At 54.3% G+C, this 23,171-nt stretch carries 19 protein-coding genes; all 19 read left to right on the top strand.

Features of this window, described 5'->3' with window-relative positions:
* Nucleotides 1–24 precede the first annotated feature (24 nt).
* The 19 genes from rsmH to MKY86_RS22510 all read left to right on the top strand — a co-directional run bounded on the left by rsmH (nt 25) and on the right by MKY86_RS22510 (nt 23,087).
* Complete coding sequence (rsmH, locus tag MKY86_RS22600) at nt 25–978, top strand: 16S rRNA (cytosine(1402)-N(4))-methyltransferase RsmH (protein WP_076075900.1); 954 nt, start codon at nt 25–27, stop codon at nt 976–978.
* A gap of 23 nt (nt 979–1,001) precedes the next feature.
* On the top strand, nt 1,002–1,397 hold the full coding sequence (locus MKY86_RS22595; protein ID WP_076075903.1) for a hypothetical protein: 396 nt from the start codon (nt 1,002–1,004) through the stop codon (nt 1,395–1,397).
* A gap of 46 nt (nt 1,398–1,443) precedes the next feature.
* Entirely contained in the window at nt 1,444–3,681 is a 2,238-nt protein-coding gene (locus MKY86_RS22590) for a penicillin-binding transpeptidase domain-containing protein (RefSeq protein WP_076075906.1), read from the top strand.
* 90 nt (nt 3,682–3,771) lie between these two features.
* Nucleotides 3,772–5,700, top strand: coding sequence for a stage V sporulation protein D (locus MKY86_RS22585; protein WP_076076348.1), 1,929 nt, complete (start codon nt 3,772–3,774; stop codon nt 5,698–5,700).
* Between the two features lie 287 nt (nt 5,701–5,987).
* The gene (locus tag MKY86_RS22580) at nt 5,988–7,475 is read left to right on the top strand and encodes a UDP-N-acetylmuramoyl-L-alanyl-D-glutamate--2,6-diaminopimelate ligase (protein ID WP_076075908.1); all 1,488 of its coding nucleotides are present in this window, start codon (nt 5,988–5,990) and stop codon (nt 7,473–7,475) included.
* A complete protein-coding gene (locus MKY86_RS22575) occupies nt 7,475–8,884 on the top strand; it encodes a UDP-N-acetylmuramoyl-tripeptide--D-alanyl-D-alanine ligase (RefSeq protein WP_340827863.1) in 1,410 nt (469 codons plus the stop codon). Before MKY86_RS22580 ends, MKY86_RS22575 begins: the two co-directional genes overlap by 1 nt.
* Before the next feature lie 15 nt (nt 8,885–8,899).
* Nucleotides 8,900–9,865, top strand: a complete 966-nt coding sequence (mraY, locus tag MKY86_RS22570) for a phospho-N-acetylmuramoyl-pentapeptide-transferase (protein ID WP_076075914.1) — start codon at nt 8,900–8,902, stop codon at nt 9,863–9,865.
* 3 nt (nt 9,866–9,868) lie between these two features.
* Nucleotides 9,869–11,290, top strand: coding sequence for a UDP-N-acetylmuramoyl-L-alanine--D-glutamate ligase (gene murD / locus MKY86_RS22565; RefSeq protein WP_076075917.1), 1,422 nt, complete (start codon nt 9,869–9,871; stop codon nt 11,288–11,290).
* Nucleotides 11,291–11,339: 49 nt separating this feature from the next.
* Entirely contained in the window at nt 11,340–12,437 is a 1,098-nt protein-coding gene (gene spoVE / locus MKY86_RS22560) for a stage V sporulation protein E (RefSeq protein ID WP_036724276.1), read from the top strand.
* A 5-nt stretch (nt 12,438–12,442) separates the two neighbouring features.
* Nucleotides 12,443–13,558 carry an undecaprenyldiphospho-muramoylpentapeptide beta-N-acetylglucosaminyltransferase gene (murG, locus tag MKY86_RS22555; RefSeq protein WP_076075919.1) on the top strand — a complete coding sequence of 372 codons (1,116 nt, stop codon included), beginning with the start codon at nt 12,443–12,445 and terminating at the stop codon, nt 13,556–13,558.
* Nucleotides 13,559–13,743: 185 nt separating this feature from the next.
* Nucleotides 13,744–15,027 carry a UDP-N-acetylglucosamine 1-carboxyvinyltransferase gene (gene murA / locus MKY86_RS22550; RefSeq protein ID WP_076075922.1) on the top strand — a complete coding sequence of 428 codons (1,284 nt, stop codon included), beginning with the start codon at nt 13,744–13,746 and terminating at the stop codon, nt 15,025–15,027.
* A gap of 65 nt (nt 15,028–15,092) precedes the next feature.
* Entirely contained in the window at nt 15,093–15,857 is a 765-nt protein-coding gene (locus MKY86_RS22545; RefSeq protein ID WP_076075925.1) for a cell division protein FtsQ/DivIB, read from the top strand.
* 424 nt (nt 15,858–16,281) lie between these two features.
* Nucleotides 16,282–17,544 (top strand): cell division protein FtsA, encoded by a 1,263-nt coding sequence (gene ftsA, locus MKY86_RS22540; RefSeq protein ID WP_036690197.1) that lies wholly within the window; start codon nt 16,282–16,284, stop codon nt 17,542–17,544.
* 63 nt (nt 17,545–17,607) lie between these two features.
* Nucleotides 17,608–18,726 (top strand): cell division protein FtsZ, encoded by a 1,119-nt coding sequence (gene ftsZ / locus MKY86_RS22535; protein WP_036724269.1) that lies wholly within the window; start codon nt 17,608–17,610, stop codon nt 18,724–18,726.
* 125 nt (nt 18,727–18,851) lie between these two features.
* Nucleotides 18,852–19,703 (top strand): Rpn family recombination-promoting nuclease/putative transposase, encoded by an 852-nt coding sequence (locus tag MKY86_RS22530; protein ID WP_076075928.1) that lies wholly within the window; start codon nt 18,852–18,854, stop codon nt 19,701–19,703.
* Nucleotides 19,704–20,016: 313 nt separating this feature from the next.
* Nucleotides 20,017–20,973 carry a sigma-E processing peptidase SpoIIGA gene (gene spoIIGA / locus MKY86_RS22525; RefSeq protein ID WP_076075931.1) on the top strand — a complete coding sequence of 319 codons (957 nt, stop codon included), beginning with the start codon at nt 20,017–20,019 and terminating at the stop codon, nt 20,971–20,973.
* A gap of 19 nt (nt 20,974–20,992) precedes the next feature.
* The gene (gene sigE / locus MKY86_RS22520) at nt 20,993–21,715 is read left to right on the top strand and encodes an RNA polymerase sporulation sigma factor SigE (protein ID WP_036690190.1); all 723 of its coding nucleotides are present in this window, start codon (nt 20,993–20,995) and stop codon (nt 21,713–21,715) included.
* A gap of 78 nt (nt 21,716–21,793) precedes the next feature.
* Complete coding sequence (sigG, locus tag MKY86_RS22515; protein WP_036690188.1) at nt 21,794–22,576, top strand: RNA polymerase sporulation sigma factor SigG; 783 nt, start codon at nt 21,794–21,796, stop codon at nt 22,574–22,576.
* A gap of 166 nt (nt 22,577–22,742) precedes the next feature.
* Nucleotides 22,743–23,087 (top strand): YlmC/YmxH family sporulation protein, encoded by a 345-nt coding sequence (locus MKY86_RS22510; protein WP_036724265.1) that lies wholly within the window; start codon nt 22,743–22,745, stop codon nt 23,085–23,087.
* The last annotated feature ends 84 nt before the right edge of the window (nt 23,088–23,171 follow it).

Below are 23,171 nucleotides of genomic sequence, written 5' to 3'. Positions count from 1 at the left end.
ATTACTGCCTTGGAGGGATGCAGCTTGTTTCACCACATCACGGTACTAAAAGAAGAAGCGACAGAAGGGCTGCACATCAAGAAGGATGGCCTATATGTAGATTGTACGCTCGGGGGAGCCGGGCACAGCGCCCTTATCGCATCCAAGCTTAGCGGCGGGGGACGGCTGATCTGTCTGGATCAGGACGAATGGGCGCTGAACAATGCGAAGGAGAAATTATCCGGATACGGCGACAAGGTGGTGACCGTCAAGACCAACTTCCGCGATCTGGAGCAGGTGCTGAAGGGACTGCCGTTTGTTCCGCAAAAGGACGGAGTTCCCCAGGTAGACGGGATTCTCTTTGATCTGGGGGTATCCTCTCCGCAGTTTGATGAAGGGGAACGAGGCTTCAGCTACAATCATGATGCCCCGCTGGATATGCGGATGGACCAGTCGGCGCAGCTGAGCGCGGCGGATATCGTCAACACCTGGAGTGAGCAGGAAATCGCCAGGGTGCTTTTCCAGTATGGAGAAGAGAAATTCTCACGGCGGATTGCCCGGAAGATTGTAGAGCGCAGGGAAGAACGCCCGGTGGAGACCACCGGAGAGCTGGCCGAGCTGATTAAGGAAGGCATTCCTGCGGCGGCAAGAAGGACCGGAGGACATCCGGCCAAGCGGAGCTTTCAGGGGCTGCGGATTGCCGTCAATGATGAGCTGGGAGCTTTTGAGGAAGGGCTGCATGCTGCTGTACGCTGTCTGGCGCCTGAGGGAAGGGTATCCGTTATTACCTTTCACTCGCTGGAGGACCGGATCTGCAAGCAGATTTTCAGCAGCTATCTAAGCCGTTGCACTTGTCCGCCTGACCTGCCGTACTGCGTATGCGGTGCCGAAGGCACCCTGAAGCTGATCAACCGTAAGCCGATTGTGCCGGGAGAAGAAGAGCTGGAGCTTAACTCACGTGCCCGTTCAGCCAAGCTGCGTATCGCAGAGAAATTGTAGATGACGATAAAGGAGAATCAGAGATGGCTTATACCCGCGGTAATTTAGCAGTTCAACCCAAGAGGAAACAAGAGACCAACCCGCTCTACCGTGAGAAAAAGAAAGTTGTTACCACGCGGAGAGTGCTTCCGCTGCAGGAGAAGCTTATGTACCTGCTGACACTGGGAGCCTTTATTCTGGTAGCAGCCGCCCTGATCTGGCGTTACGTCCATATTTACGATTTGAATATGCAGGCCCAGAAGCTGGACAGCGAAATCGCCAAGAACAAAAAGCAAATTGCCACGTATCAGATGGAGAAGCAGACGCTGGAGCAGACGATTGTCCCGCGGGCGAAGGAAATGGGCTTTGTGGTCCCTTCCGTGGACTCTACTATCTATGTTCCGCTTAGCAGCCAGGCTACTGACAAAGCCGGTAAATAATCAGCGATGAACGGCAATCGCAATAATAGAGGTTGTGAGGTACCTTATGGTTAAGAGAATCAAACTTCGCACGCTGTTTATAGGAGGGTGTATTACCCTCTTTTTTCTTGTTTTAGTCGCCAGAGTATTCTGGATTCAGGTTCTGCAGGGTGAAAAGTGGCAGGAGACCGCAGCTAAGCAGTGGGCCCACACTTCAACCATCAAGGCTGTCCGCGGGGTGATCGAAGACCGTAACGGCAGTGTTCTGGCCAGCGATGTGCCGGCCTACACGGTGGTGGTTAACCCTGAGGTCATTGCCGAGAAAAAGATCGGTGAAGAGGTGATTCAGGGCTTGCATGAGCTGCTTGGTAAGCCGGTGGATGAGCTGAAGAAGCTGGTGGAGGCCAAGAATGAAAAAGGGAAATATCTGACGAACCGGGAAATCCGTAATGAGGGCTGGAAAATCGATGAGGAAATGAAAGATAAAGTGACGGCTTTCGTTGAGAAGCTCAAGAAGGAGCATGATACACTGGAAACCGGAGTTGGGCTCGTCAGGGAGCAGAAACGCTATTATCCTAAGGATTCGCTGGCTGCACATATTCTGGGTTATACCGACAGGGACGGCAAAGCGGTCATCGGACTGGAAAAGCTTCTGGACAAACAGCTCTCTGGTACGGACGGCAAGCTGAATTACCAGAGTGACGGCAAGGGCATCAAGCTGCCCGATTCCAAGGATACGTTCCAGCCTGTGGTAAATGGAAGCAACTACAAGCTGACGATCGACAGCACGATTCAGTTATATATTGAAGAGGCTATGAAAAAGGCGTATGCGGAGTACAAGCCGAAGTCGATCAGTGTTATTGCTGCCGACCCGAAGACGATGGAGATTCTGGGTCTGGCGAATATGCCGACGTTTAACCCGAATAAATTCTGGGATCCTAATCAGAAAGCGGAAGATTTCTACAACCATGCCATTAAATCCAGATATGAGCCGGGTTCAACCTTCAAAATTGTTACCTTGGCTGGTGCGGTGGAGGAGAAGCTGTTCAACCCCAATGCCTCGTTCCAGTCAGGTTCAATCCGCATCAAAGGCTATGGAAAGTCGCTACATGATATTAACAGAGTAGGGTGGGGGCCTATTAGTTTCCTTGATGGGGTAAAACGTTCCAGTAACGTAGCCTTCGTTAAGCTCGGATTTGAGATGCTGGGTCCGGAACGGCTGTTGCGGTATATCGATGCTTTCGGCTTCAATGAAAAAACCGGAATTGACCTGCCGGGAGAAACGATTGGCCTCGTTAACCCTGACCCGAATAAATCTGTCGAAAATGCTACCTTGGCCTACGGCCACGGCAAGGTGCTAGTTACGCCTATTCAACAGCTAGCGGCTGTGGCAGCGATCGCCAATGGAGGCAAACTGATGGTTCCGCACGTAGTTAAGGAAATGACTGACCCGAATACCGGAAAGAAAACTATCACCCAGCCTGAAGTGGTGCGCCAGGTCATTTCGGAGGGGAGTGCACGAGAAACAGGCAGTTATTTGGAACAGGTGGTAGCGGACCATGTCATAGGAACCGGACGCCATGCCTATATTGAAGGCTACCGTGTAGCGGGAAAGACCGGCACGGCTATCAAGGTCAGCGGTACGGATTACGACCGGAACAAGGTGCTTTCCTCCTTTGTCGGCTATGCACCGGTTAATGATCCCAAGATTGCGGTCATTGTCATTATTGACGAGCCTAAGGGTGAGGATGGCCGTAATGGCGGAGGTGCGGTAGCCGCACCCGTATTCCAGGAGATCGTCTCCCAGGCGCTTCCTTATATGGGCGTGTCCAAAGCGGGGGATGTCACAGGTCCTGCCGACAAGAAGACGGTGAAGGCCGAGGCTGTTGTCCAGCGCAAAGCGCCGGATCTGACCGGCAAGACGGTGAAGGCAGCGAGACAACTGCTCATTAATCAGGGCTTTGATTTTGAAGCTGTAGGTCAAGGGGCAAATGTAGTCAGCCAGTACCCTGAGAAGGGCACCGCCCTGACCGCCGGGCAGCGCATCTATCTGTTAAGCGAGCAGGGAGAGAACATGACGATTCCGGATCTGCGCGGGCAGTCTCTGCGCGATGCGCTGGAGATTCTGAACCTGCTGAAGGTGGGGATCTCCATTGAGGGAGAAGGTTATGTCACAGAGCAGAGCCAGGCCAAGAGTAAAGGGAAAACGCAGGTAGCGCTTACGCTTAGCCCTATCAATGAATACGGCGAGAATATACCTGTTGCCTTAGCCGGTGATGCCGATAAGGAAGAAGCTGCAGAGTAACACCCATATAGGCTTGTTCTAACCCCTGTATGTCCCGAATAGTCATGAAGGTAAGAGATCATGTCTATGAGCGAAAGCGGGGAGAACACAATGAAGGTATCGAAAGTCGTTAGCCGGCGGAGAATGCTGTGGACGCTGCTGGGACTGGCCGTGTTGTTCGGCGCGCTGGCTGTGCGTCTTGCCTATGTACAGTTAACCCAAGGCGAGAAGCTGAGCGAGAGGGCCGAGGATTTATGGCGGCGGAATATCCCCTTCACCGCCAAGCGCGGCGAGATTCTGGACAGGGAGGGTGTGGCGCTGGCTTATAACATCAGCTCACCGACGATTTATGCCATTCCTGTACAGGTGAAGGAGAAGGAACAGACCGCGAAGCAACTGGCTCCGCTGCTCGGCATGACCGAGGAGAAGCTGGTTCAGCTGCTGACCCAAAAGAAAGCCTCAGTGAAACTGCAGCCCGGCGGCCGCAAAATTACGATGGAGCTTGCCGCGAGCATCCGTAATTTGCAGCTGCCGGGCATCGTTGTCGCTGAGGATAACAAACGGTATTATCCCTTCGGGGATCTGGCCGCACATATTCTGGGCTTCACCGGAATTGACAATCAGGGGATTACCGGAATTGAGAGCATCTATGATAAGCTGCTTCAGGGGAGCGCAGGCAATATCTCCTATCTCTCCGATGCGGGAGGCCGGCTGATGCCCGGGTCCTCCGAGAAGTACACCGAGCCGCAGGATGGACTTAGCCTGCAGCTCACTATCGACAAGCAGATTCAATCTATTATGGAACGCGAGCTGGATCAGGCCATGGTGAAATATCAGGCGCAGGGGGCCTGGTCTATTGCCATGGACCCCCGCAATGGCGAGATTCTGGCGATGGCCAGCCGGCCGGGGTATGAGCCAGGGGCTTACCAGGAATACGATGCCGAAGTATATAACCGGAATCTTCCGATCTGGATGACGTATGAGCCGGGTTCCACCTTCAAGATCATCACGCTGGCTGCGGCCTTGCAGGAGGGGAAGGTGGATCTGCAGCATGAGCATTTTTTTGATCCGGGCTACATTGAGGTCGGCGGAGCTAAGCTGCGCTGCTGGAAGAAGGGCGGACACGGAAGCCAGACCTTCCTTGAAGTGGTCGAGAACTCCTGCAACCCGGGATTTGTAGCCTTGGGACAGCGTTTGGGTAAGGATACGCTGTTCAAGTACATCCGGGATTTCGGCTTCGGGAGTAAGACGGGCATCGATCTGAACGGTGAAGCGAACGGAATTCTGTTCAAGCCGGCTCAGGTGGGCCCGGTGGAGCTGGCGACTACTGCATTCGGCCAGGGGGTATCCGTCACGCCAATCCAGCAGATTGCTGCGGTATCGGCAGCCATCAACGGCGGCAAGCTGTATACTCCGCATGTGGCCAAGGCCTGGATTAACCCGGATACAGGGAACGTTGTCTCCGAGACTGAGCCGGAGGAAGTGCGGCAGGTGATCTCGGAGGAGACCTCGAAGAAAGTGCGGGCTGCCCTTGAGAGCGTGGTTGCCAAAGGCACAGGCCGACCGGCATTTATTGACGGCTACCGTGTGGGCGGCAAAACAGGGACAGCACAGAAAGTAATCAACGGCCGGTATTCTCCTACGGAGCATATCGTTTCCTTTATCGGCTTCGCCCCGGCGGATGATCCGCAGATCGTGGTCTATACGGCAGTCGATAACCCGAAGGGAATTCAGTTCGGGGGTGTAGTAGCCGCTCCGATTGTCCAGAATATTCTTGAGGATTCTCTTCTGTATCTGAAGGTTCCAGAGCGTAAGGATCAGCTGCCAAGAACCTATAAATACGGCGAGACTCCGATTGTGACGGTCCCTGATCTTACGGGAGCCACTGTTCAGGATATCTATGAGGATCTGAATATGAATTTCATGCTGGTCCGTTCCGGCACCGGCAACACCGTGATCAATCAGGCTCCGAAGCCCGGGGCAAGAGTGCAGCAGGGCTCTACGATCCGGATTTACATGGGAACGCCGAGTGAACAATAAGTCGTATCATTTAAAGATTTATATAAATTGAACTTGAAAATATACAGACAGGGAAAAGTGACGGAAGGGAATTTTGGAGCTGTAGGAGCGGTAGCGTCCGCCTGAAAGCTTTCCGCAGGAAAGCTCGCATCGGAAGCATTAGCTGTCACCGGATTTCTACCGCTAACAGCGGTTTGATTAAAAGAAATTTGGGGATGGGCAGCGGCTGGAAGCCCAAAACTTCTCTGGAGTCACGGTAATCCCATACTGAAAAACTTACAAGTACAAATGCAGAGTGAGGGATAGGTATGTTAATTAAAGAGCTCTCTTCTTGTCTGGCCGCTGCCCGTCTATACGGGGACGGAGACATAGAAATATCAGATTTGCAGGCCGATTCACGCAAGGTGGGTCCGGGCGATCTGTTCATCTGTCTGCCCGGACATACAGTGGACGGACATGATTACGCACCTCAGGCTGCTGCCAAGGGCGCGGCTGCCCTGGTCTGCGAAAGGAAGCTGGACATTGACCTGCCGCAGATCGTGGTGGATGACTGCCGGTATGCCATGTCTGTGCTGTCCAATGCCTTCTTCGGTTCACCGAGCAGCCGGATGAAGCTGATCGGCATCACCGGTACCAACGGCAAGACCACGACTACGTATCTGATTGAACGGATCATGCAGGATCATGGGGTGAAGACCGGCCTGATCGGTACCATCCAGATGCGGTATGACGGTCAGAGCTATGGGGTGTCCGGTACGACACAGGAATCGCTGGAGCTTCAGCGCAGCCTGAATCATATGGCGCTTAAGGGCGTGCAGTGCTGTGTAATGGAAGTATCCTCCCATGCGCTCCAGCAGGGCCGGGTAAAGGGGACCGACTACCGCACCGCAATCTTTACGAATCTGACCCAGGATCACCTGGATTACCACCATACGATGGAGGAGTACCGCGCAGTGAAGGGCTTGTTCTTCTCGCGGCTCGGCAACGTGATCTCCCCGTGGAAGGAAGAACGCAAGTATGCCGTGCTGAATGCTGACGATGAAGCCAGCGCCTATTTTGCCGCCCAGACCGCAGCGGAGGTCATTACATATGGTATCGACAAGGCTGCCAATGTCCGGGCCTCGCAAATATCGATCACCTCCAAAGGAACTTTTTTCCACGTGGAGACGTTTAAGGGTGAGACGGATATTTCGCTTCGCATGGTCGGCAAGTTCAACGTCTATAATGCGCTTGCGGCTATTACGGCTGCGCTGCTGGAGGATGTGCCGCTTGCGGACATCAAGGCCAGTCTGGAGTCGGTTGCCGGGGTGGACGGCCGTGTCGAATCGGTGGATGCCGGGCAGGATTTCGCGGTGATCGTTGATTATGCGCATACGCCGGACGGTCTGGAGAATGTGCTAAAGGCGGTATGTGAATTCGCTGCGGGCAAGGTGCTTACTGTCTTCGGCTGCGGCGGGGACCGTGATACGACCAAACGGCCGCTCATGGGCAAAATAGCTGCGAAATACAGCGACCATGTGCTGGTCACCTCCGACAACCCGCGGACGGAGGACCCGCTGCAGATTCTGGCTGATATTGAGGCGGGCCTGCGTGAGGATGGCGTGGCGCGTGAGCGATATGAGATGATTCCGGACCGGAGGGAAGCCATCACAAAAGCTATTGAAATGGCAAGCCCCGGCGATGTAGTATTGATTGCGGGGAAAGGTCATGAGACCTATCAGCTGATCAAGGGAGTCGTTCATGACTTCGATGACCGCATCGTTGCCAAAGAAGTGATAAGGGGCCGAAGCTATTGATTATTAGAACATTGCATAACGTCGCGGAAATGTGCGGAGGAGAGCTGTCCTCGTCCGAAGCTAAGGATATAGAGATTAAGGGAGTCGTAACCGACTCGCGCAAAATATCGCAGGACTGCCTGTTCGTCCCGCTCGTTGGAGAGAACTTCGACGGCCATCACTATGCGGTCGCTTCGCTGGCGGCAGGAGCTGCCGCTACCCTCTGGCAGAGGGATAAGGGGCCTGCACCCGCAGGCGGCGGGGTTATTCTGGTAGAGGACACTTTAGCGGCACTGCAGAAGCTGTCCTCCGCCTATTTGGCCGAGGTGGCCCCCCAGGTGGTTGCCGTAACGGGAAGCAACGGCAAGACGACGACCAAGGATATGATTACGGCATTGCTGGAAGTGCAGTACAAGGTACACAAGACCCAAGGGAACTTCAACAATCACATCGGCCTGCCGCTTACGATTCTCTCCATGGACAGCGATGTTGAGATCGCTGTGCTGGAGATGGGCATGAGCTCACGGGGAGAGATCGCCCTGCTGTCTCTGCTCGCTTCTCCTGACGTAGCGGTAATTACCAATGTCGGCGAATCCCATCTGCTTCAGCTTGGCTCCCGCAAGGAGATTGCCAGAGCTAAGCTGGAGATTGTGGACGGACTTCAGCCGGGCGGGCTGCTGATCTATAACGGGGATGAGCCGCTGCTTGCCGAGGTTCTGGCAGAGCCAGGCTTCCGCACGCCTGAAGGGCTGCTAACCTTCCGCTTCGGGCAGTCGGATGACAATGATGATTATCCGACCGGCCTGATGACCCACAGCGGGGGAATGACCTTCACCTCGCTGCAGCATGGGGAGCGGGCCTTCACCCTTCCGCTGCCGGGGCAGCATAATGTAATTAATGCGCTCGCTGCGCTTGCAGTGGCGCGTCATTATAAGGTGACCGATGAGAATATGGCAGAAGGACTAAGCGGCCTCAAGCTGACCGGTATGCGGATTGAGGTTATTCAGGCGGCAAGCGGGCTGGTGCTCTTGAATGATGCCTATAATGCCAGCCCTACGTCCATGAGAGCGGCGATTGATGTGCTGCAGTCCATGAAATGCAGCGGCCGCAGAATCGCGGTGCTGGGGGACATGCTGGAACTCGGGCCGGAGGAGCTTCAGTTCCACCGGCAGATCGGCAGCTATCTCGACCCGGAGCTGACGGATGACGTATTCACCTTCGGCCCGCTGTCGGCGCAGCTTGCGGCGGCGGCCTCGGAGCGGTTCGAGGCCGGGCATATCTTTGCTTTTACAGATAAAGAAGCCTTGATCAATGCCTTGACTGCGATGTGCGGCAATGATGATGTTGTGTTGTTCAAAGCATCCAGAGGGATGCGGCTGGAAGAAGTGCTCCACCGCTTGAAAGAACATTCTGAAGCGAATGCTAACTAAAGGAGGGGTGTACCCATGGATTATCAATTACTTCTGCTGACTATTGCTGTATCCTTTATCCTTGCGGTCATTGCCGCTCCGCTGATCATACCGCTGCTGCGCCGGCTTAAGCTGGGACAGCAGGTTCGTGACGACGGGCCCCAGACCCATTTGAAAAAGGCGGGAACCCCTACCATGGGCGGTGTAATTATCATGGTCGCGTTCACGCTGTCTTTTCTGAAATTCTCGGTCATTAATTCGGATTTCTATGTACTGCTGGCTGCTACGCTGGGCTATGGACTCATTGGATTCCTGGATGATTATATCAAAATTGTGTTCAAGCGCTCCCTCGGCCTTACGGCGCGCCAGAAGCTGCTGGGCCAGCTGCTGGTCGGCGTCGTGCTCAGCGTCCTGCTGATCTCGGCCGGGCATCATACGAATATCAGCGTTCCGGGAACCTCCTTCAGCTTCGACTGGGGCCCCTGGTTCTATTATCCGTTCATTGTGCTGATGATGATGGCAATCACGAATGCCGTTAACTTCACGGACGGTGTGGATGGTCTGCTATCAGGCGTAAGTGCAATTGCGCTCGCTGCCTTCGCGGTGGTAGCCATGCAGGCAACCTCGATTGCCGCTGGTGTCTGTGCCGCTGCGATGATTGGCGCAGTGCTTGGCTTTCTCGTATTCAATGCCCATCCTGCCAAGGTGTTCATGGGCGATTTCGGCTCCTTCGGAATCGGCGGGGCGATTGGCGCGATTGCTATTGTCACCAAGACCGAGCTGCTCTTTGTGGTGATTGGCGGAGTCTTCGTGGTTGAAATGCTGTCCGTAATTATTCAGGTCGCCTCGTTTAAGACGCGTGGCAAACGGGTATTCAGAATGAGCCCGATCCATCATCACTTTGAGCTGGGCGGCTGGTCGGAGTGGCGTGTAGTCGTCTCCTTCTGGGCGGTGGGCCTCGTGCTGGCGGCAGCTGGACTATATCTCATCAAGGGGTTGTAACGAATGAAACATCCGGATCTGTACCGTGGTCAAGAGGTGGTCGTCCTGGGGCTCGCCAAAAGCGGCGTCCAGGTGGCCAAGGTGCTGCATGAACACGGCGCTGTGGTGACGGTCAATGATAAAAAGGAAAGAGATCAGAGTCCCGAAGCTTCCGAACTGGAATCTTTGGGAATTTCTGTTCTATGCGGCGGGCATCCGGAGAGCCTGATCCACGAGGGTGTGCAGCTGGTTGTCAAGAATCCGGGGATTCCGTATTCGGTCGCTCCGGTGCAGCAGGCGCTGGAGCTGGGGATTGAGGTGGTGACCGAGGTAGAGGTAGCTTATCAACTCTGCGCTGCCCCGATGATCGGCATCACCGGTTCCAACGGCAAGACCACTACAACGACCTGGGTGGGCCATATGCTGGAGGCAGCAGGGATGCGCCCCATTGTGGCCGGGAACATAGGAACGCCGCTCTCTCAGGCCGCACAGGAGGCTGACGCGGACAACTGGATGGTGGTCGAGCTAAGCAGCTTCCAGCTGAAGGGCACGGAAGCGTTCCGGCCCAAGATTGCTGCCTTGCTGAATGTCGCTGAGACCCACCTGGACTACCATGGGGGCATGGAGGATTATGTAGCCTCCAAATCCAAGCTGTTCGCCAATCAGGGACCGGAGGACACCGCTGTGCTGAACTGGGATGATCCGGTCTGCCGCGAGCTGGTACCCTATCTGAAGGCGGGCATTCTGCCCTTCTCCATGAACGAGGAGCTGGTGCAGGGCATCTTCGTCCGCCCGTCCTACGTGGAGGATACGGCAGACGAACTGAAGCGGGTCATTATCTACCGCGATTACACCGAGAGCGAGACCGAAATAGCCGATGTCGATTCTATCGGACTTCCCGGCCGCTTCAATGTAGGGAATGCGCTGGCTGCCTGCGGCATTGCCATTGCCGCAGGAGCGGACCCGGCGGTACTGGGTCCGGTGCTGGCTTCCTTCCGCGGGGTGGAGCACAGGCTGGAGTATGTAACAGACAAGGCAGGGGCCGCCTATTATAACAATTCCAAGGCTACCAATTCCAAAGCTACCTCCATGGCGCTGGCCTCCTTCCGGAAGCCGGTCATTCTGATTGCCGGGGGCCTGGACCGCGGCTCGGATTATATGGAGCTGCTGCCTGTCCTCGGAGAGAATGTCAAAGCCCTGGTGGCGCTTGGGCAGACCCGGGACAAGCTGGCGGCTGTAGCCCGGCTGGCAGGAGTAAAGACGGTCATCTCCGTCGATAATGGGGAGAGTGCCGCTGCCGTGCTGGAGCAGGCTGTGCGGGAGGCTTCCGCCCTGGCGGAAGCGGGGGATGTAGTTCTCCTGTCCCCTGCCTGTGCCAGCTGGGATATGTTTACCTCCTATGAGGAGCGCGGGCGTATTTTTAAAGAGGCGGTGCATAACCTTTAAGTAGGGGGGTGGATAAGCCCCTACTACGGATGCAAGAGGTGTGCTCCTGATGAACAAATCCCGTCATGCGCCCGATATCTGGCTGCTGCTTCCGATACTGGCTTTACTGGCTATCGGTATGGTAATGGTATACAGTGCCGGGTCCGTTCTGGGCTTCCGCAATTATGGCGATTCGTTTTATTTTGTCAAAAGACAGATGCTGTTCGCAGGCCTGGGCCTCATCGCGATGTTCATTACGGCGAACACCGATTACCTGGTGCTGAAGAGATTCGCCCGGCCGCTCCTGCTCGTGTGCTTCGCCCTGCTGGTGCTGGTGCTGATTCCAGGCATCGGAGTGGTTCGCGGCGGTGCGCGCAGCTGGCTGGGCATCAGCTCCTTCGGCATTCAGCCCTCGGAATTCATGAAGATGGGGATGATCCTCTTCCTGGCCAAGTGGCTCGGAACCGAGGAGTATGACATCTCCAGCTTCATGCGCGGGCTGCTTCCGCCGCTTGCGCTGATCGGCTCCGCGTTCGCACTGATTATGCTTCAGCCGGATCTCGGCACAGGCACTGTCATGTTCGGCGCGGCCATGATGATGGTCTTCACAGCGGGGGCGCGGATGAAGCATCTGCTCTCCCTCGGTGCGCTGGGGCTGGCCGGGTTCGCCGGACTCATTGCCGCTGCGCCTTACCGGCTGCAGCGGATCACCGCCTTCCTGGACCCGTGGTCCGATCCGCTGGGCGCGGGTTATCAGATCATTCAGTCGCTCTACGCGGTGGGTCCCGGCGGGCTGGGCGGACTGGGCTTCGGGATGAGCCGGCAAAAATACAGCTATGTCCCGGAGCCGCAGACTGATTTTATTTTCTCCATATTGGCCGAGGAGCTGGGATTCATCGGAGGGCTGGCCGTGCTGCTGCTGTTCCTGCTGCTGATCTGGCGCGGAATGAAGGTAGCCATGAGCCTGCCGGACCGCTTCGGCAGCTATCTTGCCGTAGGAATCGTCTGTATGGTGGCGGTTCAGGTCGTCATCAACATCGGTGTGGTAATCGGCCTGATTCCGGTAACCGGCATCACGCTTCCGCTCATCAGCTATGGCGGCTCATCGCTCACCCTGATGCTCACAGCTCTTGGCATTCTGCTTAATTTATCCCGTTATGCGAGGTGAAAGACATGCGTATTGTACTTAGCGGCGGCGGCACAGGAGGACATATCTATCCTGCCGTAGCCGTAGCCAGACAACTGGAATCCGAAGATACGGATTCTGTCTTCCTGTATATAGGAGGCAAGCGAGGTCTGGAGAGCAAGCTGGTTCCTCAGGAGAATCTGCCTTTCCAGTCCATTGATATTACAGGCTTCCGCCGCAAGCTGTCGATGGATAATGTGAAGACGGTCATGCGGTTCCTGAAGGGGGTCAAAGCCTCCAAAGCCATGCTGCGCGAGTTCAAGCCTGATGTAGTTGTCGGCACCGGGGGGTATGTCTGCGGACCTGTGGTGTATGCAGCCTCCCGGCTCGGCATCCCGACGCTGATCCATGAACAGAATGCGATTCCGGGACTGACCAACCGCTTTCTCAGCCGGTATGCCAGCACGGTCGCGGTGAGCTTTGAAGGTACAGAGCCGGCTTTTCCCGGGGCCAAGAACGTAATCTATACGGGCAATCCCCGGGCTACTACGGTCATGACGGCTAATCCGCAGCGCGGCTTCGCTTCACTCGGTATCCCCGAAGGAAGCACGGTGGTGCTGGTTGTCGGAGGAAGCGGAGGAGCCAAGGCGATTAACCGTGCCATGATTGAAATGGCACCCTTTGTGGGTAAGGGTAATGGTGTTCACTATGTGTATGTCACCGGAGAGTCTTACTTCGAGGATACCCGCAAAGCAGTACGCGAGCAGCTGGGCGGTATTCCGAACTGGCTGCATGTCCTCCCTTACATTCACAATATGCCTGAGGTGCTGGCCTGCACTTCCCTGATCGTGAACCGGGCAGGCGCCTCTTTTCTCGCAGAGATTACCGCGCTTGGCATACCCTCTGTCCTCATTCCGTCTCCCAATGTAACGAACAACCATCAGGAAGCCAACGCCAGAGCGCTGGAAGGTGAAGGTGCGGCAGTGGTACTGCTGGAGAAGGACTTAAGCGGCGAGGCCCTGTTCACAGCGGTTCAGAAGATCATCGGAGCGGATACGCTGCGTCACAGCATGTCGGAGGCCTCTAGACGCCTCGGTAAAAGAGATTCCGCCTCCCTGGTTGTCAGCGAGCTCCGCAGGCTGGCTGCAGAACGGGGACGCTAGAATCCGGGCTGACATTGTCACACACACGGAGCTCCGAACATAGGATGATCCTATAATCGTGACAATCACCCAGAGCGCTTCTTGATGTCTGAGATTCGGAAACGGAGTTCGTTCCGGCCGATTCTGCAGGGCCGTGGTGCAGGAAGTGCTTACGGTGGGTGAGCGGTAATCTCGGAGGTGATACATTGGACAAATTGGTGATTGAGGGCGGTACCCCCCTGTCAGGCACCATACGTATCCATGGAGCAAAAAATGCGGCACTGCCGATTCTGGCAGCCAGCCTGCTGGCCGAAGGAGTTCACTCACTGCATAATGTGCCGAAGCTGCTGGACATCGAAACGATGCTGCATATTCTGCAGAGGCTGGGCTGCAGGACAGTACATGAAGAGGAGACGGTCACCGTCGATACGTCCTTTCTCCTGACCTCTCATGTTCCGGAGGACCTGATGCGGCAGATGAGATCCTCCATATTCCTGATGGGCCCGCTTTTGGCCAAGTTCGGGGAAGTGACGATCTATCAGCCGGGGGGCTGTGCCATCGGGGAGCGCAAGATCGACCTCCACCTGCAGGGCTTGAAGCTGCTCGGGGCAGAGATTGAGGAGACGGGCGGCCGGATCTGCTGCCGGGCTGCTAGCTTGAGAGGCTGTGATATCCATCTGGATTATCCCAGCGTGGGCGCCACGGAGAATATCATGATGGCCGCCGCCATGGCCGAGGGCACGACCACCATCTCCGGGGCAGCGAGAGAGCCGGAAATCCAGGACCTGCAGAACTTCCTCAATGCGATGGGGGCACAGATCATCGGCGCAGGGACGGATACGATCACCATTCAGGGTGTCCGCAAGCTCCATGCCTGCAGCTATGAGGTGATCCCCGACCGGATTGTTGCCGGAACCGTGATGATTGCCGCCGCCGCCACGCGGGGCAATGTGACGCTGACACACACCAATGCAGGACATTTGACCTCCCTGATCCACATCCTGAGGCGCGCCGGTGTTCAAATTACAGTGTGCAATGATATAATTAATATCAGCTGTATGGGACGTCCCCGTGCGGTTGAGCGAATTGTTACCTCTCCGTATCCGTCCTTTCCTACGGACCTGCAGTCTCAGGTTATGGTTCTATTGTCCCTGGCGGAAGGATTCAGTGTGATTAAGGAAACGGTCTTCGAAGGGCGCTTCAAGCATGTGGAGGAGATGGCCCGGATGGGAGCCGATATCTCCATTGATCTGAACAGGGCATTCATACGCGGCGTTAAGAGGTTGTATGGGGCAACGGTTGAGGCTACTGACCTGCGGGCAGGAGCAGCCCTTGTAATCGCCGGGCTGGCTGCTCAGGGAACGACTATTGTAGAGCAGGCGCATCATATTGACCGGGGATATGACGGCATCGAATTATTGTTTCAAAAGCTGGGGGCGCGCATTAGCCGCAAGGTGCCGGTGCCTGACCCGCTGGATTTGGCCAATTAAAGCTCCCTGTCTCCTTCGGCGTAGCCGTGAGGAAGGAGACAGGGCCTTATTACGGAGATATGAGAATGCCAAAAACGCGAATACCTCTTTTGAAAGAGGACAAGCCTAGCAAGAGAAAAAACCGTAAAATCATCATCATCCTGGCACTGCTGTTCACTGCGCTGCTGGCTGTAATCTTCTTCCGTTCGTCGATCAGCAAGATTACAGCCATTGAAATGCAGGGGGATAAATATACGTCCCGCGAGAAGCTGCTGGCTGCAAGCGGCCTAAAGATCGGTGGACAGTTCTTTGCAGTCTCCGGAGATACTGTGGGGAAGGCGCTGGAAGGGCTGGATACGGTTCAGGAGGCGCAAGTAAGCAAGAAGTTCCCCGGTGTGGTTACGATCACTGTGAAGGAGTACCCGGCGGTTGCTTATGAACTGGACCAGGCAGGCGTGCTGGAGGCTATTCTGTCAAGCGGAGCCGCCGTCTCTGTGACGGATACCGGAATTGCTGTAGAGAAGCCGATATTGACTAACTGGAAGGCTGACGATCCTTATAAGACCAAGCTGTGCCAGGCGCTGGCCGGCATTCCGAATGAGCTGACCAGTGATATATCGGAGATTGTACCTTCTCCGACGTTATCTTTTCCTGACCGGATCAAGCTCTACACACGTTCACGCTTTGAGGTCATAACGGCCATTTCACTGCTGAAGGATAAAGTAGGCTATTTGAATCAGGTGATTCAGACGGAGGAGCCGGGACTGATCAAAATGCTGGAGGCTGATTCCTATGTTCCCTTCCATTCTGAAGCTGGGGACACCGGAGAAGACGCAGATGCACAAGAGTAAATAGTCCCTACTAATAGAGCGGAATAAATGCTACAATCTGTTTTACGGGTAATAAGCAATATCCCTCTTTTTTCTGCGGATTTTTTGAGATGCAATCCAGGATATAGCCGCTGTTCTCTTGTTTTTCTTAAAATATAAGAATGTATAGGTTTCACGCTATTCATTATCCTTCTATTTCTCGCTGAAACGGTATCGTCCTTAAACGGACGACAATGCCGTTTCCACTTGTTTGAATGTCAGGTGCTGATCCCGCTAAGCGGAGAGCGTCTGCCTGCACGTGAATACCTTGTCATATTATTCCTCTCAAAAAATTTGTTGAAAAAAGAGGGAAAGGATTAGGGATGTTGAATATGTACAGAGATGTTTCCCGCGACCGGGATCAAAGACATGTTTATTATGATTATAACAGGAGGTGCCATAGGGCTTGAGCAACAATGACATCATTGTTAGTTTGGACATCGGTACATCCAAAGTTCGGGCAATAATCGGGGAAGTTACTAGTGGAACCTTCAATATTATTGGCGTTGGATCTGCTGATTCGGAAGGGATACGCAAGGGTGCGATTGTAGACATCGATCAGACTGTGCAATCGATCAGGAGTGCCGTAGAGCATGCGGAGCAAATGGTCGGTATTCAAATATCCGAGGTGTATGTCGGCATATCCGGCAATCATATCGGCCTGCAATCCAGCCACGGCGTAGTTGCCGTTCAGAATGAGGACCGTGAGATCGGCGAAGATGACATCGACCGTGTAATCAAGGCAGCGGAGGTTATTGCACTCCCGCCGGAACGCGAGGTCATTGATGTTGTCGCAAAGCAGTATATCGTCGACGGCCTAGAAGGCATTCAGGACCCGCGCGGAATGATCGGCGTCCGCCTGGAAGTGGAGGCCACGATCATTACCGGTGCCAAGACCCCCATACATAATCTGCTCCGCTGCGTGGAGAAATCAGGTCTGAAGGTTAAAGATCTTGTCCTTATGTCTCTCGGGGCTGGCGGATTAGCGCTCTCCAAAGATGAGAAATCGATGGGGGCTGTACTGGTGGATATAGGTGCAGGACAAGCCACGATAGCCGTATATGAAGAAGGTTCCCTTAGTGCAACCTCCACGATTCCGATCGGAGGAGAATTCATAACCAATGATATTGCGTACGGACTTCGGACACTTACCGACCAGGCCGAGAAGGTCAAGCTGAAATACGGCTGTGCCTGGATCGACGATGCCGCTTCGGAGGTCGTCTTCAAGGTCCTGCGTATCGGCAGCAATGTAGAGAAGGAATTCAACCAGGAAGATCTGGCTGCGATTATCGAGCCGAGAGTCCAGGAAATCTTCCACCTGATCCGTCAGGAAGTGAAGCGGCTTGGTTATACGGAGCTCCCGGGAGGTTATATACTTACGGGTGGCACAGTATCGATGCCTGGGGTGCTTAAGGTAGCCCAGAACGAACTGGCAGCCTCCGTACGGATCGCTGTTCCGGATTATATTGGAGTACGCGATCCAGGCTTCACCGGCGGCGTAGGCATTCTTCATAATGTGGTACGTAACTACCGCGGACGGAGCAGCGGCGGAAGTGCCAACAAGAAGACCGTTAACCGCAGCAAGCAGAGCGCAGCGCCGGTTCAGGATTCTTCCAAGAAGCCGGGTCTGGTGGAACGACTAAAGAATATGTTTAGCGAGTTCATATAAGTGTAATCCAGATATACTTGGACTGGCCATCCAAGCACTACTCGAGGGGGAGATGGAAACAATATGTTGGAATTTGATTTTGAAATGGAGAGTTTGGCGCAAATAAAAGTCATCGGCGTCGGCGGCGGCGGAAGCAATGCTGTGAACCGGATGATTGAAAATGGCGTTCAGGGTGTTGAGTTCATCACGGTTAATACAGACGCCCAAGCGCTGCATATGGCCAAATCGGAGCATAAATTACAAATCGGGGATAAATTGACCCGCGGACTTGGCGCAGGAGCGAATCCTGAGGTCGGCAAGAAGGCGGCAGAGGAATCCCGCGATCTGATCTCAAATACGCTGAAGGGCGCAGATATGGTCTTCGTTACCGCAGGCATGGGCGGCGGTACCGGAACAGGCGCTGCGCCTGTCATTGCCGAAATCGCCAGAGAATGCGGAGCATTGACGGTAGGCGTCGTGACCCGCCCGTTCACTTTTGAAGGCAGAAAACGTGCCAACCAGGCAGAGCTTGGAATCGAAGCGCTCAAGGAAAAGGTTGATACGCTGATTGTGATTCCGAATGACCGCCTCCTGGAAATTGTGGATAAGAAGACTCCAATGCTCGAAGCCTTCCGTGAAGCGGACAATGTACTCCGTCAGGCGGTGCAAGGCATCTCCGACCTTATTCAGGTTCCCGGCCTGATCAACCTTGACTTTGCCGATGTAAAGACGATTATGACGGAGCGCGGTTCAGCGCTTATGGGCATCGGGATTGCCACCGGCGAGAACCGGGCATCTGAGGCGGCCCGCAAGGCGATTATGAGCCCGCTGCTTGAAACCTCCATCGAAGGTGCGCGCGGCGTCATTATGAATATTACAGGCGGCTCTAACCTCTCCCTGTACGAAGTGAATGAAGCTGCCGAGATTGTTACCTCTGCTTCGGACCCTGAAGTGAATATGATCTTCGGTGCCATTATCGAAGAGAGCATGAAGGACGAGATCAAGGTTACGGTTATTGCGACCGGTTTTGAACACAAGCCTTCTCCCATAGCTCCTGTACGCCGTCCTGCGGCAAACAGCGAACCCTCTGCTGATAATAAGAGCAAGAGTGAGAATCTTCGTCCGTTCGGGAATCAGACAAGCTCTGATCAGCTGGATATTCCGACCTTCCTGCGCAACCGGACACGCGGCAATAATGATTAAGAGTTATTAATAGCGATTATAGCTTAGACTGTTACGGAAGCACCGTATCACGCAGCTTTGAACTGCGGGGTATGGTGTTTTTTTGCTTTTCAGGCTGTATAATAACGTTAACGGGAGACGATACCATGGAAATGCTGGACCCCCGGGTGGATTTTGTATTTAAGCGGATATTTGCAAGCGAGGGCAACAAGGATGTACTGCTCGCTTTTCTGAACCGGATATTCTTGGATGCGGGCGATCTTCCGCTGGAGGAAGTAGTGCTGCTTAATCCTTATACGGATAAGGATGATCCGCTGGATAAGCAGGCGATATTTGATATATGGGCGAAGACGGTTGACGGCAAGCTGATCAACATCGAGATGCAGCTTTTCAACAAATATGATATTGAGAAACGCACGTTGTATTATTGGAGCAAACGGTATGCCGGCCAGCTTCAGGTCAACGGCAAATATATTGATCTCAAGAAGTGCGTGACGATCAACATTCTGAATTATAAGGTGCTGCCCAATGAACATACCCATAGTGTATTTCATTTGCGGGAGGACAGCAGCGGAGCGCCGCTGACAGACGATATCGAGATTCATTTCCTGGAGCTGCCCAAGCTGAACCAGCCGCGTATACCCGGCGAGGGCGGCCTTGTGAACTGGCTGTTATTTCTAAAAGGGATTGACTACTCTGATTGGGAGGTGCTGCAAATGAACGAGCCAGCCTTGAAGAAGGCGATGGAGACGCTGGAATTTCTGAGTCAGGATTCAGAAGCCCGCCGTAAATATGAGGACCGCCAGAAGTTTCTGATGGACGAAGCCTCGCAGCGGGATGGTGCGCTTAGGGAAGGCTTCGCCAAGGGTACAGCGGCAGGTGAGCTGGAAGCCAAACGTGTTATAGCAAAGAATCTCCTGTCTATGGGAATGGATCGTGCTTCAGTGCAGAAGGCAACCGGACTCTCCGAAGAAGAGTTGAAATCTATCAACAATTAAATCCGGCACGTCTGAAGCCAGCCGCTTAAGGCTGGCTTTTGTTGAAATATAAGAATTTATATGTTCCACGCTATACATTATCCTTCTATTTCTCGCTGAAACGGTACCGTCCTTTAAAAGGACGGCAAAGCCGTTTCCACTTGTGCGCTGAAGTTCCTCTCAAGGCCCATAACTCGACAAAAAAACTGCAAGAACGCCCCCCATGTTTAGACAGACTTTGGATGCGGGAGTTTCTATACTAATCTTATCGTCTAAAAAGAGAGCCTGCACCCCGGCCTCCGGATAGATATCCGCTTGCAGGCAGGTGAGAGCGATGGTTGTGTATATTGACTTGATTTTTGCCGCCAATCTGCTGATCGACGGAGTCCTGCTGTGGCTGACAAGCTGGCTGGTGAAGCACAAGGTGTCCTGGTGGCGGCTGACACTCTCAGCGCTGGCGGGGGCGCTCTATGTTGTCATGATGTTTGTACCGGAGCTGTCCTTTCTGTATACCTTTCTCGTCAAATTCGGTTTATCGGTTTTGATGATCTGGATAGCCTTTGGATTTAGAAGTCTGCAAAGCTATCTTCGGGCATTTGGGGCGTTTTATATCATTAATTTTGCGGCGGCGGGAGGGATCATAGGCGTTCATTATCTGCTGCAAAGCTCTGGTGACCTCTGGAAGGGCATGATCTTCACCTCATCGGGAGGCCAAGCTTACCGGCTGAAGATCGGGTTCTGGTTCGTGCTTACCCTGCTTCCGCTGGTGCTGCTGCTCTTCAAGCTGATCCAGTCCTCCCGCCGGCACAGAGAGCAGCTGGACTCCTATATCGGGGAAGTGACGGTGGAGATCGACGGAGTGTCGGTTACCTGCCCCGGACTGCTGGATACCGGGAACCGGCTCAGCGATCCGCTGACGAGGATTCCGGTGATGGTGATGGAAGCCTCGCTGTGGGAGGGCCATTTGCCGGCTTCCTGGAAAGGGAGGCTGACCCAGACGGGTGCAGATACACTTGTACTGGAAACGGACGGGCAGTCGTTCGCCTGGCAGGACAGAGTGCGGCTGGTGCCGTACAGAGGCGTCAACCGCGGGGCATCCTTCATGCTCGCGCTGAAGCCGGATAAGGTGAGGATAGAGCTTGGCGGTGATACCTTTTGCAGCACAAGGGTACTCATCGGGCTGGATGGCGGGACACTGTCGGGAGACGGCGCGTACCGGGCGGTCATACATCCTGACCTGACCCATAAAGAGAGTGCTCCAGAAGCACCGGCTGACAAGGTGATGGGCTAAGTAACCTATAGGAGGAACAATAATGGTCAAATTCAAGCTTGTGCTGCAACTGCAGTATTACCGCATGCTGTTTCTGCTCGGTCTGAAGAGCCAGGAGATTTATTATATCGGGGGAAGTGAAGCGCTGCCGCCGCCGCTGACACGCGAGGAGGAGGAATTTCTGCTCCAGCGGCTCTCCAGCGGGGATGCGGCTGTCCGGGCCATGCTGATTGAGCGTAACCTGCGGCTGGTGGTCTACATCGCCCGAAAATTCGAGAACACCGGCATTAACATCGAGGATCTGGTATCTATTGGCGCGATTGGACTCATTAAGGCGGTCAACACCTTTGATCCGGAGAAAAAAATCAAGCTGGCCACCTACGCCTCGCGCTGCATCGAGAATGAGATTCTGATGTATCTGCGGCGCAACAGTAAGACCAGAAGCGAGGTTTCTTTTGATGAACCGCTGAATATTGACTGGGACGGCAACGAGCTGCTGCTCTCGGATGTGCTGGGCACGGAGAACGATACGATCTACCGCAACATCGAGGAGCAGGTCGACCGTAAGCTGCTGCAGAAGGCGCTGGAGAAGCTTAGCGAGCGGGAACGGCTGATTATGGAGCTGCGGTTCGGGCTGCGGGGCGGCGAGGAAAAAACGCAAAAGGATGTGGCCGATCTGCTGGGCATCTCCCAATCCTATATTTCACGCCTGGAGAAACGAATTATCAAGCGGCTGCGCAAGGAGTTCAACAAGATGGTGTAAGTGATGAAAGCCGAGGAATAAAATGCCGGACCGGGGAGATAATGTACAGTAATGTTTCTCCTTGGGAGGTTAATCATCATGACCCGAAATAAAGTCGAGATTTGCGGTGTGGACACCGCCAAGCTGCCTGTTCTCACGAACGTGGAAATGCGGGCATTGTTCACTTCGCTGCAGCAGCAGGGCGAGCGATCCGCCAGAGAGAAATTGGTAAATGGCAACCTCAGGCTTGTGCTAAGCGTGATTCAAAGGTTCAATAATCGTGGAGAGTTCGTGGATGATTTGTTTCAGGTAGGCTGCATCGGACTCATGAAAGCCATCGATAATTTCGATTTATCGCAGAATGTCAAGTTCTCCACCTATGCGGTGCCGATGATCATCGGAGAGATCCGCCGCTACTTGCGGGACAACAACCCGATCCGGGTATCCCGCTCCCTGCGCGACATTGCCTATAAGGCGCTGCAGGTGCGTGACAGTCTGACGAACCAGAATTCGCGGGAGCCGACGATCTTCGAAATATCCGAAGCGCTCGGTGTTCCGAAGGAGGATGTTGTCTTCGCTCTGGATGCGATCCAGGACCCGGTCTCCCTGTTTGAGCCGATCTATCATGACGGCGGGGACCCGATCTATGTGATGGATCAGATCAGCGACGACAAGAACAAGGATGTCTCCTGGATTGAGGAGATTGCGCTCCGGGAGGCCATGCAGCGGCTGGGACAGCGCGAGAAACGCATTCTGTCGATGCGCTTCTTCGAAGGCAAGACCCAGATGGAGGTCGCCGACGAGATTGGCATCTCACAGGCCCAGGTCTCACGGCTTGAGAAATCGGCGATCCAGCAAATGCAAAAGCATGTAAAGTCCTGACCACAGTCTATAGATGAGCGGAGGATATTCCGGATGGCGGCAACTAGCCGCTAGCCGGGATATCCTTTTATATGTCCGTGGCGCTAAGGCTCTGGAATACAGTCATGCGGCCAAGCCCTAAGGACATATACTGAAGCTATAGGTCTGAATGTACAGGGGTGGCAGGATGATTGAGGAAACGTCAGCTTCGGGGAAAAAGATGAAAATCTCCGATTTTCAAACCAAAGATGTAATCAATATTGTTGACGGTAAACGGCTGGGCCAGATCAGCGATCTGGAGCTGGATTTGCGTAGAGGCGTCATTGACGCTGTGATTGTCCCGGGGTACACCAGATTCATGGGGCTGTTTGGCGGCGGCGCCGATCTGGTGATTCCGTGGCGGAATATCGTGAAGATCGGTGCGGATGTCGTGCTCGTGAAGCTGGAGGAGCCCCGTATGCCGCAGGGACAGGAAGACCGCGAGATGATGTACCTGGATCGGCCGGACCGCAGTGAACGGCGCACTTATTAATGAGGTGCGTCTTTTTTCTGCCTTTATGGGTATAGTCATAGGGTGGGTTTGTAAGGAGGTTTTTCGGGGCCCCTGCAAAGTACT

It is taken from the genome of Paenibacillus sp. FSL R7-0333 (genome assembly GCF_038000365.1).
Classification (GTDB): domain Bacteria; phylum Bacillota; class Bacilli; order Paenibacillales; family Paenibacillaceae; genus Paenibacillus_AQ; species Paenibacillus_AQ silagei.
This window is presented reverse-complemented; position numbering and strand designations above follow the sequence as displayed.